Here is a 16,776-nt window from a genome sequence, read left to right on the forward strand (position 1 = left end):
CCAAGGAAATATCAAACTCCGGATGAACCGGCTCCTCATAAGGCAGCTTCAACTGCCGCCGTCGGTTGGACCCTCCAGCCCTTCCCGACCGCTGCCCATAAGAAAGCATTAGAACGTCGTCATGTCAATAAATAATTCCAATTGATTTATTAATTAAATGTGGCATCCTCTGCTTCGATTGATGTAGCACTGCCCGGGAGGAGAACGGGGCATGGCGAACGAAATGACGGCAACCGCACTTTCCGGAGTGGCGGGCTTGATGGGCGGCGCGAACCAGACACGCGTCCGTGCTTATAACGAACGATTGGTGCTGAGCCTCGTGCGCAGGCATGGGACTCTGTCGAAGGCAGAGATTGCGCGGCATACGGGTCTTTCAGCCCAGACCGTGTCCGTCATCATGCGGGCACTCGAGCAGGACGGACTTCTGATCCGCGGCGAACCACGGCGCGGCAAGGTCGGCCAGCCATCCATTCCCATGAGCCTCAATCCGGACGGCGTTTTCTCGCTTGGCCTGAAGATCGGTCGTCGCAGCGCCGATCTCATCCTGGCGGATTTTACCGGCCGCGTGAAACAACTGGTGCACGAGGCCTATCCCTACCCGACGCCCAAGGGGGTGATCGCTTTTGCCAAGCGCGGTTGCGACCAGATCCTCGCCTCCATGACCAATGCCGAAAAGGCCCGCATCGCCGGTCTTGGAGTGGCGCTGCCCTTCGAACTCTGGAACTGGGTAGAGGCTGTCGGCGCGCCGAAAGCGGATATGGATGCCTGGCGCGATGCCGATATCGAAGCGATGCTCGATGCGGCGCTGCCCTTTCCCGTCCTGTTGCAGAATGATGCGACCGCGGCCTGTGCGGCCGAGCTCGCCTTCGGACACGGACCCAAATATTCGGATTTCGCCTATTTCTTCCTTGGCTCCTTCATCGGCGGCGGCGTGGTTCTCAATCACGCGCTTTATCCGGGCCGAACAGGCAATGCCGGCGCCTTCGGCTCGATGCCCTTTACCGATGCGCATGGACTTTCAGGGCAGCTCATCGATCATGCCTCGGTGGTTCAGCTCGAAAAAATGCTAATCCAGGCCAAGAAGGACCCGTCCTCCATCTGGATGACGCCGGAGAACTGGGACGATTTCGGCGCTACCAAGACGGAATGGATCGCAAAAACCGGCGAAACGCTCGCCTATGCCGCCGTGACGGTCTGTTCGGTCATCGATTTTGAAGCGGTGATCATCGATGGCGGCTTTTCGGCCGACATTCGGCGCGAAATCGTCGATGCGGCACGCCGGTCTCTCGAACGTTTTGATCTTCAAGGCATCGAGCGACCCATGATCGAGGAAGGTCTTGTCGGCTCCTCGGCGCGCGCCATTGGCGCTGCAAGCCTGCCGCTTTTTTCGCGCTACCACATCGATCAGAGCGTATTGCTCAAGGAGATGACCTGATGCTGATTGGCCTCGACCCCCTATTGAGCCCAGAGCTTTTGTCCGTTCTTCGTGCCATGGGCCATGGAGACGAGATCGCGATCGTCGACGGAAATTACCCCGGAGCGGAACATGCAAGGCGGCTGGTGCGGGCCGACGGACACGATCTGCCGCGCATCCTTGATGCGGTGCTGTCCGTGCTGCCGATTGACGATTTCGTCGATCGCGCGATTTTCCGCGCCACGGTGAAGACCGACCTCGAAAAAAGAGACCCCGTCCACCAGGACATGATCGATATCTGCGGCCGGCGGGTGCCCGATCAGGTGGTCGAGCCACTGGCGCCAGCCGACTTCTACAATCGCGTCCAGAAGGCCTATGCCGTGATCCAGTCCTCCGAGCCAAGGCTCTACGGCAACATTATTCTGCGCAAGGGCGTGATCCGGCCGGGCGCGACCGGTTGAAGATTACAGAAATGTAATTCTGCTGTCCCTTGAACAGCCACATTTGCACGCTCACATGTTGATCACTGACGGCCGGTCCCCAAGTGGCCGTCATCATCCTGGATCTGGCCCGTCCCCCGCCAACCAGGTTCGGACAAGGCGCCCAATCCCTCTCCGGGTCCTTGTCCACTCTTTGCGTCCCCTTGCCGCCCTGCTTTCACAAGCGGGGCGGTTTTTTATGGTGCGCAGAACGGTTTTCATCGTCAAAATTGCTGCGATTTTTCTTGTCGAACCGCACAGCCCCCGGCACTATGTGGCATGGACCAAACGAACAAGGATTCGGCTCTCTATCTCTCCGGCCTCCTGGCCCGGAGCTTCAGCCGCGCCTTTTCGACCGAAGCGGCCCGCATCGGCTTTTCCCCGGGGCAATATCCGGTTCTGATGGAACTCTGGAAGCAGGATGGCACGAGCCAGCGCGCGCTGCTCGACAGGCTCGATATAGAACAGGCAACGCTCGCCAATACACTTGCCCGCATGGAGCGGGACGGGCTGATCGTACGCCAGCGCCACCCCAAAGACCGGCGTTCGACGCTGATCTACCTCACCGAACGCGGCCGTGCGATGGAAGCGGAAGCGCTTCTGGCGCTCGAAACCGCCGAGGCGCAGATGTTTCGGGGCTTCCGGCGGTTCGAAAAGGAGTTGCTGAAGGAATATATGCGCTGGGCCATCGCCAATGGCGTCGAGGGGTGAGCGGGCGTAGCATAGGAATTAGGCTACGATGACCGTTCTACGAGCTCCTGGAGATATTCAGCAGTTAAACGGTCCGGGCAAAAAGGCTTAATCTCCCCAGATTCAACGCGCCTGGATATCGATTTGCAGGCCTGAACAGGATCCGAAAAATCCTCATTCCCGATTTCCGCATAGTCGTACTGCCACCACGCACAATTCTCGATCAGTTCAATGACGTCGTTCTCAAAGCGATACCGTTTGATGCGGGCCGGATTTCCGGCGACTATCGCAAAGGCTGGAACATCTTTTGTGACGACCGCACCAGAACCCACAATTGCTCCGTTACCAATTCTAACCCCTCGCTTGATATAGCTACGACTACCAATCCAAACATCATGGCCTATTTCAATCGGTCCCAAATTCGATTTGTAGGCGTGCGGTTTCAAGGCTGGGTTTTTTCGCTTTGCGTGCGCTCCTGTAATAAACTCAAGATCCCAAGGTATGTTGGAAGTCGTCAACCAATTCGTCGGGTGTTCATGGTCCCCAAACACGACTCTTCCGCCAATCGAGCAATATCTCCCAACCCTACTCACGTGAACCGTGATCGGGCTCCAAGAATAACTATAAGCTCCAAATTGTATCCCAGGCAGCCCAGAGAAAACACCAGCGACCGGGGCACTTGGACATTCGATGAATGAAGCGCTCGTAAGCCGAAGACTACTCGGATCAACCCAGATGTTCTTTTCGACCTTGATACGATCAGAATGCGCCTTGCCTAACTGAAACAGTGCGAAACTCATTAGCAGCTCCGATACTTAAAAATTTCTCGCTTCGACCTCTACAAAAACCGTTGAAGGCACCCATTATCGATGTTTGCAGGCTACGAGCGAAATCGGCAGGAGATCTTTTCATTTGCGCTAAATACCCACTTGATTTCAATAGAAGTAAGAGACATTCCGGTAATTTAAAGCGCGTCCCTACAACTGAGGCTCTTACATGGCGGCACCTCATTCCTACGTTCATATAGGCCTCGAGAATACGGGAACCACATATCTCCAGAAATGCCTTGCCGCGAGCAGAGAGAAGCTTTCGCGGCATAATGTGCTATACCCACTTACATACGATGTCGAAAGCCATCTGGAGCTCGCAGCCTATGCCAAGGATGAAACATCAGATGACACTGTTCGCATCATGGCGGGGCTTACGAGGGCGGAAGACACCGAACCGTTCCGCTCAAATTACGAGCGCAACTTAATTGAGCAGCTCTCAAAAAAACAATTCCAAAAAGTCGTTTTTTCAAGTGAACACCTATCCAGTCGATTAGTTGACAAAGACGAAATTGCAAGATTGAAGGCGCTACTGTCCCGTTTTTCTGATAAGATATCAGTTATTGTTTATCTTAGAAGACAAGACGAAGTCGCCCTTTCAATGTACTCAACTGCGGTTCGCGGAGGGTGGGTAAATCCAATTTCAAATCCAGACGAAAGGACTGCACTTCAAAGATTTGACTACAGAAATATTTTGGATACATGGTCTGGCATATTCGGCAAAGATAATCTTATCATAAGAATATACAACGATGAAGTCCGAAATGATATTGTAAAAGATTTCTGCAAGGTTACGTCGATTGACGACAATCTAGTTGAAAAAATGGCTCAATCTGAGAACGCCCGCCTCGATGCAAGGAAAATAGAATTCCTTCGTCTGCTGAACAAATACCTTCCTGTTGTGGAAAACGGGCAGTTATCTCAACGGCGAGGCAATTTGGCGCAAATGGTGGAAAAATCCCTTCGACAGGCCCTAAACTTACTCTTCCAAGCGAGATGTCCGAACTTATGGAATTGTTTTATCAGAGCAATTTGTATGTGGCGGATAGCTATTTAGGGAGAAGACTAGAAGGCGACCCGCTATTTGGCCCATACGAACGAGCCGAAGGAGCCGGCAACTACACGATGTCATTCGACGACCTACTTGAGATGTCGGCAGCTCTCTGGGCCCAAAAGCAGATCCAAAACAACCATCTTTGGGAGCATGTCAAATCTCTGGAGTCGCAACTCGAGGAGCTGAAGAAGGCACAATAATATCCCCAACCCCTGAATCAATCAGCTTGGATCTGTCAGCGACCCAGGGCTCGATGGCCAGTCGCGCGATCGGATCCAAACAGACGATGTGATCCATGAATGCACTTGCCCACCTCGTTGTCGCGATGGAATCCGGCGAACGTCTGTCAACAAGCATCACGTTCTCCATGCCAAGCGATCTGCATAGATAGAAATCTTGCGCGATGAACTTATGGTGGTGTGGCGAATAGATAAGCAACGCAGATGGACAGGAGCCACGAGCCGCAAATGTGGAGGCGACCCAGGGCTCCATCACGCCCTCATCCAGAACAAAGGCGCCTCGGGGAAAGTTTTCCACCCGACTGAAGAACCAGGCCAGCTTCGTCACAGCTTCACGCCGAAACGAACGCTTAAGTCCCCTCAGCTCCAAAAGACGTTCACGTTCCCCATTCACGACATTGACATAACGCACACTGTCCTGACCGGTCGTCTGATTGGCGTGAATCCTGTGATAGTAGATGTACTCGCCAATGTGCACGGCGTTATCATCATTGATGATATTCACAGCGACAACCCAGTCTTGAACACCATCCGAATTCGCAGGAAATCCTCCAATCGAAAGCAGCGTCTCACGGCGTATCACTTTGAAATGGCTTGCAACCATATGTTCAAGCAAGCATTCTGTCAGACTATTATATTCATAGATCTGACTGGATACATCGACTTTTCTCGACATGCCGGATTGGTTGAATTCAATACGGTTCGAAAAATAGTAATCTCCCACCTTGACTTTGTAGTAGGCGTCGAACCCGGCACGCGCTTCCCGGTGAAGATAGTCATCACAATCAAGAAACGCGACGAACTCGGAACTGCAGAGCGACAGAGCATAGTTCTGCGTACCGGTTATTCCGAGATTCTCACTATTTTTGAAAATCTTGATGCTGGAGATGCCTTGGTATTTCTCCAGAATGTCGCTCACGCGCGGATCAGGCGAACAGTCATCGACGATGACAATCTCATCAAATGGATTCAGCTGGTTGACGGCACTGTCAATGCATTGCGAAAGATATTCCGCATGATTATACACGGGTATCACAAGAGAGCAACTCGGCATTTATCTATCCTCTACAATATTTCTAAGGTAGTTTCCGAATAATGATTTATTGAATGCTCCATCATTTATATAGTAATGCTTTAAATAGAAATCGTTAAAGTGCTTGATCGCAGCACTAGTTTCGCCATCACCAAACCCATCACTAAGCAAGATGCGACTTTTTTCAATCGCTTTCAGCCACTGGAGCCCGTTACTCCTGTTGTCAGAACGCGTCATTGATGAGGCATGCACCCGGTATATGGCTCCAACCACTCCGGTGAATGCATAGCGACGAGGTTCCGCGAAAAACAACATCCAGAAAAGCCAATCTTCCTTTGCCCGCATGTCGGAGCCAAAGCGAATGTTTCCGAGCGAACTTCTCCGGATAAGAGGGCAGTGAACCGGAATACTCATTCCCCGTTCCCATTCCAAAGCTATGTTTTCAAGTGTGAGGACATAGTCACAGAGCTTGTGATCCCCATTTCGGAACTCACAAAGGTTTTCATCACCAATCAGATATTCATCGATTGCAATATCGAGCTCTTCCCGATCCATGAGAGCAGCCTGGCGGTCGAGCTTGCCGGCAACCAACATATCATCAGCATCGAGAAACTGAATGAATTCGCCGCGCGCCTTGTTGAGCCCTACATTGCGCGTATTGGCCAACCCCATGTTCTCCTGATTGATTTTAACCAGATGTTGATGGCTCCCCGCAGGAGATAGTTTTTCAAGCATCTCCACAGTGCGAGGCTTTGTCGATCCATCATTTATGATGATCACCTCATGGTCATGCTGCGTTGATTTTGCAATATTATCAATCACTCCAAACAGATATTGAGACTGGTTATAGCAGGGGACTATAATGGAGAACTTCATCTTTCACCCTCAAGATAGGCCGCATAAACCTCGATCATCTTCTCAAAATCGCGAATTCCGGAAAGTTGCGGCTCGCCAAAGAAGTGGTTGACGGCCGTAAAAACCCGGCTCCCTTGGCCTAAAGCCGAGATATCCCAGCCATCCAGTTCATAGCGCCCATCGAGCTCGAAAAGCTCGGACGGCGTACGAATTGAAGACAGGAAATGAGCCTTGTTCTTGATCTCGGAGAAATTTTTCCTGCACCTTAAAAAAGCGCAGGGCTTTCGATTCTCGAACAGACCATTCTTTATATAGTGAACGAATGGATTTACCTTCGCCTCGGCGACATCACGATATTCCGACGCATAAAATCTACTGTCAAAAAAGCGCGTTGGACTTACATTGTATCCTTCGCCAGCAAGTCTCAAAAACAAAGCGATCGGGTCCGGCGCTCGCGCATCAGTTTTATTCTGCGAAAGCAAGAAGCTGAAATCAAACAAGCCATTTCTTGATCTGCCTCCTGCCGCAAGAACGTCGGCCATTTCTCGTTCATCAGAAAAACAACTGTTAAAGATAAGCGAATAGTCCTCTCCCGGAATCGTATTCCGATAGTTCGTTAAATAGCTTTCGAAAATACTGTCGTGTCCACTCTTTTCGACGCCGTACTCCCGCGACCACCATTTCGGATCGAAATAGCCATTGGGGGAGTAGCCATTCTGCTCTCCTTCAGACAGATAATGCTTAAGAGCACCCCGCCGATAGACCGAATATCCGCTGTAATGGCGTTGGTAAAAGCGCTCAGAAAAATAGGCCTCCAAATTCCGGCCTTCTTCTGCGTCTGTCATGGCAACTGATTCCGCTACAGGTTTCGACAGCGATATCGGTAGGCCATCGGCATTTCATGTTCAAGGCTGCTCTGCCTTATGTGGATAAATCGCCTACGAGGCACGTGCAAGACAGCGCATGTTTGGAAGCAGTTGAGCAAAAACGTGTTATTGCATTGTCGATGGCGAACAGGACATTCTAAAACCTACCGGCGCGAAGTCCGCGCCTATCTCGGTCTCGACAAGGTTTGAGACAGGAGGTCCCGGCACAGTTCGGCACCGGGACCATCAATCCACTCAGTGATCCGACTTGATGAAGGTTCCGTTCTGCAGTTCGCGCATGGCCTGCATGATTTCCTCGCGCGAGTTCATCACGATCGGGCCATGCCAGGCCACCGGCTCCTCGATCGGCTTGCCGGAAACGAGCAGGAAGCGGATGCCTTCGTCGCCCGCCTGAACCGTCACCTCATCGCCGCCATCGAACACCACCAGCGTCCGGTTGCCGGAGAGATCGCGGATATTGAGTTCCTCGCCGTTGACTTCCTTTTCCACCCGCACGCCGAACGGCTTGGAAGCATCGCGGAAGGTGCCTGAACCGGCGAAGATATAGGCGAAGGCCTTGCGGTAGGTGTCGACCGGGAAGGTCTTGCGCTTGCCCGGCGGCACGGAAATGTCGAGATAGACCGGTTCGGCCGCAATGCCATCGACCGGGCCGGTCTTGCCCCAGAAATTGCCGGTGATGATGCGCACCGCCGTACCGTCATCATCGATGACCAGCGGAATATCGGCGGATTTCACATCCTGATAGCGCGGCGAGGTCATCTTCAACGACGAGGGCAGATTGGCCCAGAGCTGGAAGCCATGCATTTTGCCGGCAAAATCGCCCTTCGGCATTTCCTGGTGCATGATGCCGCTACCGGCCGTCATCCACTGCACATCGCCGGCACCCAGCGTGCCGTGATTGCCGAGACTGTCGCCATGCTCGACCGTGCCGGCCAGGACATAGGTGATCGTCTCGATACCGCGATGCGGATGCCAAGGGAAGCCGCGCAGGTAACGCGACGGATCGTCGTTGCGGAAATCATCCATCATCAGGAAGGGATCGGTCAGCGACGGATCGCCAAAGCCGAACACACGATGCAGATGCACGCCTGCCCCTTCCATGGTGGGCATGGCGCGGGATTCTTGTTTGACGGGACGAATGGACATGGGCCTTCCTCGGTTTCCGGTTGTTGAAGGCCACTATATAGCGTTCGGGCATTGTCGCACAGCATCGGACAATCAGAACAGATCGTTCACCGGATGTTGCCAGCCACGAGACGTACGGCGACAGAATTTTCTGCTGCGACGCAAAAAATTACGTGACAGTTTGATGAATTTACCCATTATTAACCATGCTTCGGGATGATCGAAGCTCGCAGCATCTGTTGTGTTTGAAGATTGGTACGACGCCATGTGTCGCTGGGCAGCCTATCGCGGAGAACCGCTCTATCTCGAGGATATCGTCTCCTCGCCCGCCCACTCGCTGATCACCCAATCGCATTCCGCCACCGAAGCCAAGACCGCCACCAATGGCGACGGGTTCGGCATTGCCTGGTATGGCGAACGCGAAACGCCGGGTCTCTACCGCGATGTTCTGCCGGCCTGGTCGGACTGCAACCTCAGAAGCCTGGCGCGACAGATCCGCTCGCCGCTGTTCCTCGCCCATGTTCGTGCCGCGACCTCCGGCTCCACCCGCCGCGACAATTGCCATCCGTTCGTGCATGGCCGCTGGTCCTTCATGCATAATGGCCAGGTCGACAATTTCGAGAAGTTGCGCCGGCCGATCGAAAATCTTCTGCCGGATCATCTCTATGCCGCCCGCAAGGGTACGACGGATTCTGAGCTGATCTTCCTGCTGGCGCTGCATTTTGGCCTCGAAAGCGAACCGCTCGTGGCCTTGCGCGAGGCGATTTCCTTCATCGAACGGTTGGCGGAGCATTACGGGCTCGTGCCCGATGTCCGTTTCACCTCGGCGGTGTCGGATGGCCAGAGGCTGTTTGCCGTGCGCTATGCGACCACAAATCATGCGCCAACGCTCTATGCCGCACCGATGGGGGCTGCGGGCGGTTATTGTCTCGTTTCCGAGCCCTTGGATGACGACCGTGCCAACTGGGTGGGGATTCCCGACGGAAGTGCGGTGGTGATCGGGCCGGAGGGCCTTGATGTTCACGTCTTCGGCCCGGAGACGGAGGCGAATGACGGCATACAAAGGGCGGCCAAATAGCGATTACGCCAAGCCGTCGCAGAGATCGGTCACATCGCGGCGAGTTTTTCGGCAATCAAAGCGACCAGCCTTTCGGCCACAGCGTATTTGTCCATATCCGGCCAGGCTTCGATGCCGTCGCGGCCGACGATATTCACCTGATTGCGGCTGCCGCCCATGATGCCGGTTTCGGGCGAGACGTCATTGGCAACGATGAAATCGGCGCCCTTGCGGTTCAACTTCGCGACCGCATTCTCATGAACATTCTGGGTTTCGGCAGCAAAGCCTACCACCAGCTTCGGTCGATCCGCATGATGGCCGACCGTCTTGAGAATATCGGGATTCTCCGTCAGCGCGAGCGCAGGCGGCGCACCATCGGGATCTTTCTTGATCTTTTCGCCAGCCTGAGCCGCGACCCGCCAATCCGCCACCGCTGCGACCATCACCGCAATATCGGCCGGCAGGGCGGCCAGCACAGCATCGCGCATTTCCTCGGCCCGCTCGATGTGGATCGTACGCACGCCCTTCGGGTCGGGGATTGTCACCGGCCCGGAGACCAGCGTCACTTCGGCACCGGCGCTCGCGAGTGCTGCGGCGATGGCATGCCCCTGCTGCCCAGAGGAGCGATTGGCGATGTAACGCACCGGATCGATCGGCTCATGGGTGGGGCCAGACGTAACAATGGCCTTGCGGCCCGCCAGAGGCTTCGGACGATTGTCGAGCAAAGTCTCGACTTCGGCGACGATGTCGAGCGGTTCGGCCATGCGCCCGGTGCCTGCCTCGCCGCTTTCGGCCATTTCGCCGCGCATCGGCCCGATGAAATGAACGCCGTCGATCAGTAGCTGCGACGCATTGCGACTGACGGCCGGGTTCGACCACATTTTCGGGTTCATGGCCGGCGCCATCAGGACCGGTCGTTCGGTGGCCAGGAGAATGGTCGAAGCGAGATCATTGGCGAGGCCATTGGCCATCTTGCCCATCAGATCGGCGGTTGCAGGCGCGACGAGCACGAGATCGCATTCGCGGGCGAGCCTGATATGGCCGACATCGACCTCGTCATCGCGGGCGAACAGTTCGGTATGGACGCGTTCGGCAGCCAGAGCACCGACGGCGAGCGGTGTGACGAATTCTTCCGCCGCCTTCGTCATGACCGGGACGACCCGCGCGCCGCGTTCGCGCAGCCGACGGATCAGATCGAGGCTTTTGTAGGCGGCGATCCCACCGGAAATGATGAGCAGAATCTTCTTGTCGACGAGAGCCATGACGCTTTCCTGCCGTCTGGTGTGATTGCGGCGCGACGTTAGTCGAGTGCCATCAAAACCGCAATCTTTACCGGCAGGAAAGGCCAAGCGGGGTTAACCGGCGATCGGCCTTCACAAAGGCCGGCAAATCGGCCAAGACTCCGCCATCAGGACAAATGAGGTATGGCATGTCGGACATTATCGATCAGGGCAAACTGGAAAAGCTGGCTGAAGTCGCGGTCAAGGTCGGACTCGACCTGCAGAAGGGGCAGGATCTCGTCATCACTGCACCGCTGGCGGCCGTGCCGCTGGTTCGCCTGATCACCAAACATGCCTATCGCGCCGGCGGCGGGCTGGTCACGGCCTTCTATAACGACGAGGTCGCGACCTTGGCGCGTTACGAGAATGCGGCGGACGATACGTTCGATCGCGCGGCATCCTGGCTCTATGAGGGCATGGCGAAGGCCTATGCATCCGGTGCAGCCAGACTGGCCATCTCGGGCGACAACCCGATGCTGCTGGCCGCGCAGGATCCCGCCAAGGTGGCGCGCGCCAACAGGGCCATGTCGACGGCCTACAAGCCCGCTCTCGAGAAGATTTCGAATTTCGACATCAACTGGAACATCGTCTCCTACCCCAATCCATCCTGGGCAAAGCAGATGTTCCCCGATGACAGCGAAGAGGTGGCGGTTCGCAAGCTCGCTGACGCGATCTTTGCCGCAAGCCGCGTCGATGTGGCCGATCCGGTGGCCGCCTGGAAGGAGCATAATGCAGCGCTGCATCGCCGTTCGAGCTGGCTCAACGAGATGAATTTTGCCGCACTGCATTTCAGCGGTCCCGGCACGGACCTCACTGTTGGCCTGGCCGATGGGCATGAATGGCATGGCGGTGCCTCGGTGGCCAAGAATGGCGTCACCTGCAATCCCAACATTCCGACCGAGGAAGTGTTCACCACGCCGCATGCGCACCGGGTCGAAGGCGTTGTCAGCTCGACCAAGCCGCTCTCGCATCAGGGCACGCTGATCGACAATATCCAGGTGCGCTTCGAAGCTGGCCGTATCGTCGAAGCCAAGGCCTCGAAGGGCGAGGCGGTACTGAAGAAGGTGCTGGAAACCGATGAGGGCGCGAGCCGTCTCGGCGAAGTGGCGCTGGTGCCGCATTCCTCGCCGATCTCGGCTTCGGGCCTTCTGTTCTACAATACGCTGTTCGATGAAAATGCCGCCTGCCACATCGCGCTGGGCCAGTGCTATTCGAAATGTTTCGTCGATGGCGCGTCGCTTTCGCCCGAACAGATTGCGGCGCAGGGTGGCAATTCCAGCCTCATCCATATCGACTGGATGATCGGATCGGGCGAAGTGGATATCGACGGTATCCATCAGGATGGGCGCCGTGTTGCCGTGATGCGCAAGGGCGAATGGGCATGAGCTTGCGGATTGGCGTCATCGGTGGCGGCGGCTGGTTGGCGGGGGCGCTTCTGCGGCCGGCGCTGGCCAAGGGCATCATCGATCCGGCGGCGCTGATCCTGTCGTCACGCAAGGGAGCCGTATCGGGTTTTGAGGCCTGGCCGGCGATTGCGGTTACGAGCGACAATCAGACCCTGGCTGACGGGAGCGATGTCGTCATCCTGTCGGTGCGGCCGGGCGATCTCGATCAATTGACACTCGATCTCAGAGGCAAGCTCATCATCTCGGTCATGGCCGGCATTCCGGCGGCCGATCTCGCCACTCGTTACAGCAGCGATCGCGTTATCCGTTCGATGCCGAATGCCTGTGCGGAATGGCAACAGGGCTTTACGCCCTGGTTTGCCACCGAAGCGGTGACCGGGAGCGATCGCGATATCGCCACCCGCTTCTTCGCGGCATCGGGCAAGACGATCGAGATCCCGCGCGAGGAGGATCTTGATTATTTCACCGCACTCACCGGCTCCGGCGCGTCCATGCCGGCATTGATGGCCGATGCGATGATCGGCGATGCAATCGCTCGCGGCATCGCTCCGGAAATTGCCGAAATGGCAGTGCGCCAGCTTATGCTCGGCGCCGGCACGACGATTGCCCTTGGCGCGGCGAAACCCGGCGCGATCGTGCGCGAATTCTACGATTATGGCGGCACCACCGCCGCAGGGCTGAAAGCGATGATGGATGGCGGGTTGCCACAGGCCGTTGTCGACGGACTGAAGGCGGCGACCGATCGCGCCCGGGCTTATGCCATCAGACAGAGTGCGCCAGACGCCTGACCCGGTCGAGATGGGCCTTGAACTTCGCCTCCGAAGGATGGTCCATGTCATGTAGACTGATCATGCGAAAGCGGGTCTGCGGGCAGCAAAAGGCAACGACCCCGCGCTTGAGGATACGCCGCACCGGATCGCCCATATAGAATTTCACCACCCACCATTTCGAGCCCGTGGTGGTGAGCACATGGAAGAAGCGCAGATTGCCGAGACCCGGAATCAGTTTCTGGGTGGCAGGATCCATGGCAAAGGCCGAGCCGGGGGCGAAGACCCGATCGATGAAGCCTTTCATGATGGCAGGCATGTTGAACCACCATTGCGGAAAGACCAGCACCAGGCCATCGGCTGATTTTATCCGCTCGATAAGAGGGCGGACGGCTGAATCGTCAAAGGGTTCGGAAAAGTAGCTGCCGCGTTCTGCCACCGAAAGAACCGGATCGAAACCCTCGGCATAGAGATCGAGCAGATCGACATCGTGGCCCTTGGCCCGGTGACCTTCAACGGTTTCCCTTGCCACGGAGGCTGCGAAACTGTCGGCAAGCGGGTGAGCCAGCACTACGAGTATGCGCATTGTGATATATCCCAATGATCAGAACAACGAACCCTGGCCACCACTTTCCGGTCGCGACGGACGCGCAGTTGTCTTTTTCGCCTTCGGCTGTGGTTCGGATGGTGTCGTGCCGGGCGAGGCGGAGAGGCGCCCATCGGAAAACTCGATCGAGAGCAGGGCTTCCGTCGCCGCTGCCTCGGCCGAGGTCAGGATGCGATCATCCTCGCCGCGGACCACTGCATAGCCGCGCTTGAGCACATTCTTGTAGGAAAGTGACTGGAGGATGCGATCATGCGACGCCAGAGCCTGCCGGTGACCGTTGAGGATCATGCCGGCGGCGAGATCACCGCGCCGTGCCAGCCCCTGAAGCCTGTCGCGATTGCGGGCCGCCTCCCCTGCCAGTCGCACCGGTAGCGCCGCAAGCGCCGTATCGAAACGGGCAACGCGCGCCTTCAACTGGTCGAGCCTGCGCTCGACAACGCGTTCGGCCCTGACAGAGAGATCCCGGAGACGCTGGCGCCGGTCTGTGATCCGGCTTGCCAGAACATCCGGGCGCAGATCGGCGGTCGCCCGATCAAGAACGCGCCTCTTGTTGAGCACTGTCAGTTCCAGTCCACGCTCGAGCCGGCTTGCGGCCTCATCGAAACGGCGCCGGGGCAATGCGAGGAGCTGGTCGATCGATGGCAGCGCGCGCGCCAGCGCACGCAGGTTCTGACGGTCGCGATCCATCCGGCGATTGATGCAGCCCGACAGGCGCGCGGAGAGATCGGCCAGCCGCGCTTCAAGCTCTGCCTTGACCGGTACCGCCATTTCGGCGGCCCCCGTCGGCGTCGGCGCCCGAACATCGGCCGCGTAATCAATCAGCGTCCAGTCGGTCTCATGGCCGACGGCGGAGATCAGCGGAATATCGGATTGAGCCGCCGCCCGAACGACGATTTCATCGTTGAAACTCCAGAGATCTTCGAGGCTACCGCCACCGCGCGCAACGATGAGCAGATCCGGACGCGGGATCGCGCCGCCGGGTTCGAGCGCATTGAAGCCGCGAATGGCATTGGCGACCTCCTCGCCCGATCCTTCGCCCTGTACCTTGACCGGCCAGACCAGCACATGCAGGGGAAAGCGATCTGAAAGCCGATGCAGAATATCGCGAATGACCGCCCCGGTCGGCGAGGTGACGACGCCGATAACCCTCGGCATGAAGGGCAAAACCTGTTTGCGCGCCGCATCGAACAGACCTTCGGCGGAGAGCTTGCGCTTTCGTTCCTCAAGCATCGCCATCAGCGCGCCGACACCGGCCGGCTCCATGCTTTCGATGACGATCTGATATTTCGACGATCCGGGGAAGGTGGTGATCTTGCCGGTGGCAATCACCTCCATTCCCTCCTCGGGACGGGTTTTCAGGCGCTGGAAGGTTCCCTTCCAGACCACGGCCTCGAGCCGGGCCCGATCATCCTTGAGCGCAAAATAGGCATGGCCCGACGAATGCGGTCCACGATAGCCCGAGATCTCGCCGCGAACGCGCACATGTTCGAAGGTGGTTTCCATGGTCCGCTTGATCGAACCGGACAGTTCCGAAACCGTGTATTCGGCGACGTTGGAAGGCGAATCAGATTCAAAGAAGTTGCTCATGCGGTAACTTTGGCAATTTCCCCGGCCGTTGAACAGAATTACCAGGCGGCCCCTTCAACAACACTTGTGTAAAGCCGCGTCAAAACACCGCTCCGGCTCACCCGCAACTGTTGATGTTGCCTGACCCTTGTCATGGACGGAAGTGGTCTTTTCCGCTAAGGGAGGCAATCGCTCGCAGCACAGCGCGCCCGCGCCTTGCCTTACGTCAACCTGGCGGCCCTTCGCCTTTTCCGCCGCCTCGATTGGAAAAGACATGCAGGACAACAACACCAAGCCGTTTCGCCGGCAGGTTTTCTTCATCAGCGGTTTCGATCCGCGGGGCGTGCTGTTCCTGCACAAGAACATTCAGACCGAGACCGACAAATGGAGCGCCATATCCGGTCATTCGGTCAAGACGGGCGCGCGCAAGAACCATGGCAAACTCGTTCGCCGCTGGACGGTGTCGGGCGAACTTCCCGCCGGCCCCACGGAAACCGAGTTCGACTTTCTGCAGTGGGACGACATCATCCGGCAGAACTGGGACAAGCGCGACTGGATGATCTATCTGCAATCGTTCTTCGGCCTGTTTCGCCTTATGTTTGCCGGCGTCTATTTCCGGACCATTCGCGAAAGCTGGCCGATCGCCGTTGTGATGACTGCGCCTGCGGTTACCGCGCTCCTGCATGGGCTGGGCGTGCTCTTGCCGCTGATCGGACTGCTGGGCCTCTATTTCTTTCCCGGGCCGATCGGTAAGGTGATCGCCCTCGCGCTCATCGGTCTTGGCGCCTACGGGCTCTACTGGATCCGCAGGAACATGGACCGCTACAAGCCGGACTGGAATGGCCGGATCGGCCTCTTCTCAGAGAAAATGATCCGGTCACGCGATCATGTTTCGGGACTGGATGAACGGCTCAACCAGATGGTCGACCATATCATCGAAACGGTCGACAGTGGGAAGCCGGACGAAGCCCTGATCATCGGCCACAGCTTCGGTACGACGCTTGCCACCATCGTCGCATCGCGCGTCCTCGAACGGCGCCCCGAATGGGGCGGCAAGGATTCCCCCCTTGCCCTCATCACGCTCGGCCAGACCCAGTCGATGATCGGCTACCGAAGCAAACGCACCTGGTATCACGACGAGCTTGCGCGCTATGTCCGCTTTCCGGATTTCTGCTGGCTCGACTTCTCCTCGCCGCCGGATGGCGCCTGCTTTGCGATGGTCAATGTGCTCGACTTCCTGCCCGACCGACCGGAGGGCATGCCCAAGCAGTTGAACGCACAGTTTCATCGCATCTTCTCCGAAGAGCATATGAATGCCGCACGTTTCTATCGCATGCTCATGCATTTCTACTATCTCCAGGCCCCCGACTATCCGCAGCTCGACACCGATCTCTATGATTTCGTGCTGTTGATTGCCGGCACCCAGAAGGCACGGGATCGTTATGATGCCCGACCCAGCAGCAAACCTTTCTTCAAGAAGGACTGACATC

At 56.8% G+C, this 16,776-nt stretch carries 16 protein-coding genes; 8 read left to right on the plus strand and 8 right to left on the minus strand.

Annotation, left to right across the window (positions count from 1 at the left end):
- Positions 1-211: 211 nt before the first annotated feature.
- The 3 genes from Q4481_RS16120 (at position 212) to Q4481_RS16130 (ending at position 2,604) form a co-directional block, all read left to right on the plus strand.
- Positions 212-1,435, plus strand: a complete 1,224-nt coding sequence (locus Q4481_RS16120) for an ROK family transcriptional regulator (RefSeq protein WP_304377430.1) — start codon at positions 212-214, stop codon at positions 1,433-1,435.
- Positions 1,435-1,875: an RbsD/FucU family protein gene (locus tag Q4481_RS16125; RefSeq protein WP_304377431.1), complete on the plus strand. Its 441-nt coding sequence runs from the start codon at positions 1,435-1,437 to the stop codon at positions 1,873-1,875. Before Q4481_RS16120 ends, Q4481_RS16125 begins: the two co-directional genes overlap by 1 nt.
- Before the next feature lie 297 nt (positions 1,876-2,172).
- Entirely contained in the window at positions 2,173-2,604 is a 432-nt protein-coding gene (locus Q4481_RS16130) for a MarR family winged helix-turn-helix transcriptional regulator (RefSeq protein ID WP_304377432.1), read from the plus strand.
- A 23-nt stretch (positions 2,605-2,627) separates the two neighbouring features.
- Here Q4481_RS16130 and Q4481_RS16135 read toward each other — a convergent pair whose 3' ends face one another.
- Positions 2,628-3,383 (minus strand): CatB-related O-acetyltransferase, encoded by a 756-nt coding sequence (locus tag Q4481_RS16135; protein WP_304377433.1) that lies wholly within the window; start codon positions 3,381-3,383, stop codon positions 2,628-2,630.
- 196 nt (positions 3,384-3,579) lie between these two features.
- Here Q4481_RS16135 and Q4481_RS16140 point away from each other — a divergent pair, with 196 nt between their 5' ends.
- Complete coding sequence (locus Q4481_RS16140; RefSeq protein WP_304377434.1) at positions 3,580-4,467, plus strand: hypothetical protein; 888 nt, start codon at positions 3,580-3,582, stop codon at positions 4,465-4,467.
- A gap of 150 nt (positions 4,468-4,617) precedes the next feature.
- Here the strand turns inward: Q4481_RS16140 and Q4481_RS16145 are convergent, their stop codons facing one another.
- The 4 genes from Q4481_RS16145 to Q4481_RS16160 form a co-directional block, all read right to left on the minus strand.
- Positions 4,618-5,757, minus strand: a complete 1,140-nt coding sequence (locus tag Q4481_RS16145; RefSeq protein WP_304377435.1) for a glycosyltransferase — start codon at positions 5,755-5,757, stop codon at positions 4,618-4,620.
- Positions 5,758-6,612, minus strand: a complete 855-nt coding sequence (locus tag Q4481_RS16150) for a glycosyltransferase family 2 protein (RefSeq protein ID WP_304377436.1) — start codon at positions 6,610-6,612, stop codon at positions 5,758-5,760. It abuts the gene before it with no gap.
- Positions 6,609-7,436 carry a hypothetical protein gene (locus tag Q4481_RS16155; RefSeq protein WP_304377437.1) on the minus strand — a complete coding sequence of 276 codons (828 nt, stop codon included), beginning with the start codon at positions 7,434-7,436 and terminating at the stop codon, positions 6,609-6,611. Before Q4481_RS16155 ends, Q4481_RS16150 begins: the two co-directional genes overlap by 4 nt.
- A gap of 276 nt (positions 7,437-7,712) precedes the next feature.
- Entirely contained in the window at positions 7,713-8,624 is a 912-nt protein-coding gene (locus tag Q4481_RS16160; RefSeq protein WP_304377438.1) for a pirin family protein, read from the minus strand.
- A gap of 244 nt (positions 8,625-8,868) precedes the next feature.
- Here Q4481_RS16160 and Q4481_RS16165 point away from each other — a divergent pair, with 244 nt between their 5' ends.
- Positions 8,869-9,681 (plus strand): class II glutamine amidotransferase, encoded by an 813-nt coding sequence (locus Q4481_RS16165; protein ID WP_304377594.1) that lies wholly within the window; start codon positions 8,869-8,871, stop codon positions 9,679-9,681.
- 29 nt (positions 9,682-9,710) lie between these two features.
- On the opposite strand, the gene coaBC is transcribed toward Q4481_RS16165, so the two are convergent.
- Positions 9,711-10,922 carry a bifunctional phosphopantothenoylcysteine decarboxylase/phosphopantothenate--cysteine ligase CoaBC gene (gene coaBC, locus Q4481_RS16170; RefSeq protein WP_304377439.1) on the minus strand — a complete coding sequence of 404 codons (1,212 nt, stop codon included), beginning with the start codon at positions 10,920-10,922 and terminating at the stop codon, positions 9,711-9,713.
- A 167-nt stretch (positions 10,923-11,089) separates the two neighbouring features.
- On the opposite strand from coaBC, the gene Q4481_RS16175 reads away from it, so the two are divergent.
- Both Q4481_RS16175 and Q4481_RS16180 read left to right on the plus strand, forming a co-directional pair.
- Positions 11,090-12,325 carry an aminopeptidase gene (locus Q4481_RS16175; protein WP_304377440.1) on the plus strand — a complete coding sequence of 412 codons (1,236 nt, stop codon included), beginning with the start codon at positions 11,090-11,092 and terminating at the stop codon, positions 12,323-12,325.
- On the plus strand, positions 12,322-13,134 hold the full coding sequence (locus Q4481_RS16180; RefSeq protein ID WP_304377441.1) for a pyrroline-5-carboxylate reductase family protein: 813 nt from the start codon (positions 12,322-12,324) through the stop codon (positions 13,132-13,134). Before Q4481_RS16175 ends, Q4481_RS16180 begins: the two co-directional genes overlap by 4 nt.
- On the opposite strand, the gene Q4481_RS16185 is transcribed toward Q4481_RS16180, so the two are convergent.
- Together Q4481_RS16185 and xseA are read right to left on the minus strand one after the other, a co-directional pair.
- Positions 13,109-13,699, minus strand: coding sequence for an NAD(P)H-dependent oxidoreductase (locus tag Q4481_RS16185; protein ID WP_304377442.1), 591 nt, complete (start codon positions 13,697-13,699; stop codon positions 13,109-13,111). The two genes, Q4481_RS16180 and Q4481_RS16185, sit on opposite strands and share 26 nt — an antisense overlap.
- Positions 13,700-13,717: 18 nt before the next feature.
- The gene (gene xseA, locus Q4481_RS16190) at positions 13,718-15,307 is read right to left on the minus strand and encodes an exodeoxyribonuclease VII large subunit (protein WP_304377443.1); all 1,590 of its coding nucleotides are present in this window, start codon (positions 15,305-15,307) and stop codon (positions 13,718-13,720) included.
- Between the two features lie 253 nt (positions 15,308-15,560).
- Here xseA and Q4481_RS16195 point away from each other — a divergent pair, with 253 nt between their 5' ends.
- Complete coding sequence (locus Q4481_RS16195; RefSeq protein ID WP_304377444.1) at positions 15,561-16,772, plus strand: lipase family protein; 1,212 nt, start codon at positions 15,561-15,563, stop codon at positions 16,770-16,772.
- Positions 16,773-16,776: the final 4 nt, after the last annotated feature.

This window comes from Fluviirhizobium alvei (assembly GCF_030551875.1).
Classification (GTDB): Bacteria; Pseudomonadota; Alphaproteobacteria; order Rhizobiales; family Rhizobiaceae; genus Rhizobium_E; species Rhizobium_E alvei.

Coding starts and splice junctions, on each gene's coding strand:
- Q4481_RS16175 (WP_304377440.1), top strand. CDS start 11,090: ATGTCGGACATTATCGATCAGGGCAAACTGGAAAAGCTGGCTGAAGTC.
- Q4481_RS16160 (WP_304377438.1), bottom strand. CDS start 8,624: ATGTCCATTCGTCCCGTCAAACAAGAATCCCGCGCCATGCCCACCATG.
- Q4481_RS16140 (WP_304377434.1), top strand. CDS start 3,580: ATGGCGGCACCTCATTCCTACGTTCATATAGGCCTCGAGAATACGGGA.
- Q4481_RS16135 (WP_304377433.1), bottom strand. CDS start 3,383: ATGAGTTTCGCACTGTTTCAGTTAGGCAAGGCGCATTCTGATCGTATC.
- Q4481_RS16195 (WP_304377444.1), top strand. CDS start 15,561: ATGCAGGACAACAACACCAAGCCGTTTCGCCGGCAGGTTTTCTTCATC.
- Q4481_RS16155 (WP_304377437.1), bottom strand. CDS start 7,436: ATGACAGACGCAGAAGAAGGCCGGAATTTGGAGGCCTATTTTTCTGAG.
- Q4481_RS16145 (WP_304377435.1), bottom strand. CDS start 5,757: ATGCCGAGTTGCTCTCTTGTGATACCCGTGTATAATCATGCGGAATAT.
- Q4481_RS16180 (WP_304377441.1), top strand. CDS start 12,322: ATGAGCTTGCGGATTGGCGTCATCGGTGGCGGCGGCTGGTTGGCGGGG.
- coaBC (WP_304377439.1), bottom strand. CDS start 10,922: ATGGCTCTCGTCGACAAGAAGATTCTGCTCATCATTTCCGGTGGGATC.
- Q4481_RS16185 (WP_304377442.1), bottom strand. CDS start 13,699: ATGCGCATACTCGTAGTGCTGGCTCACCCGCTTGCCGACAGTTTCGCA.
- Q4481_RS16150 (WP_304377436.1), bottom strand. CDS start 6,612: ATGAAGTTCTCCATTATAGTCCCCTGCTATAACCAGTCTCAATATCTG.
- xseA (WP_304377443.1), bottom strand. CDS start 15,307: ATGAGCAACTTCTTTGAATCTGATTCGCCTTCCAACGTCGCCGAATAC.
- Q4481_RS16125 (WP_304377431.1), top strand. CDS start 1,435: ATGCTGATTGGCCTCGACCCCCTATTGAGCCCAGAGCTTTTGTCCGTT.
- Q4481_RS16120 (WP_304377430.1), top strand. CDS start 212: ATGGCGAACGAAATGACGGCAACCGCACTTTCCGGAGTGGCGGGCTTG.
- Q4481_RS16130 (WP_304377432.1), top strand. CDS start 2,173: ATGGACCAAACGAACAAGGATTCGGCTCTCTATCTCTCCGGCCTCCTG.
- Q4481_RS16165 (WP_304377594.1), top strand. CDS start 8,869: ATGTGTCGCTGGGCAGCCTATCGCGGAGAACCGCTCTATCTCGAGGAT.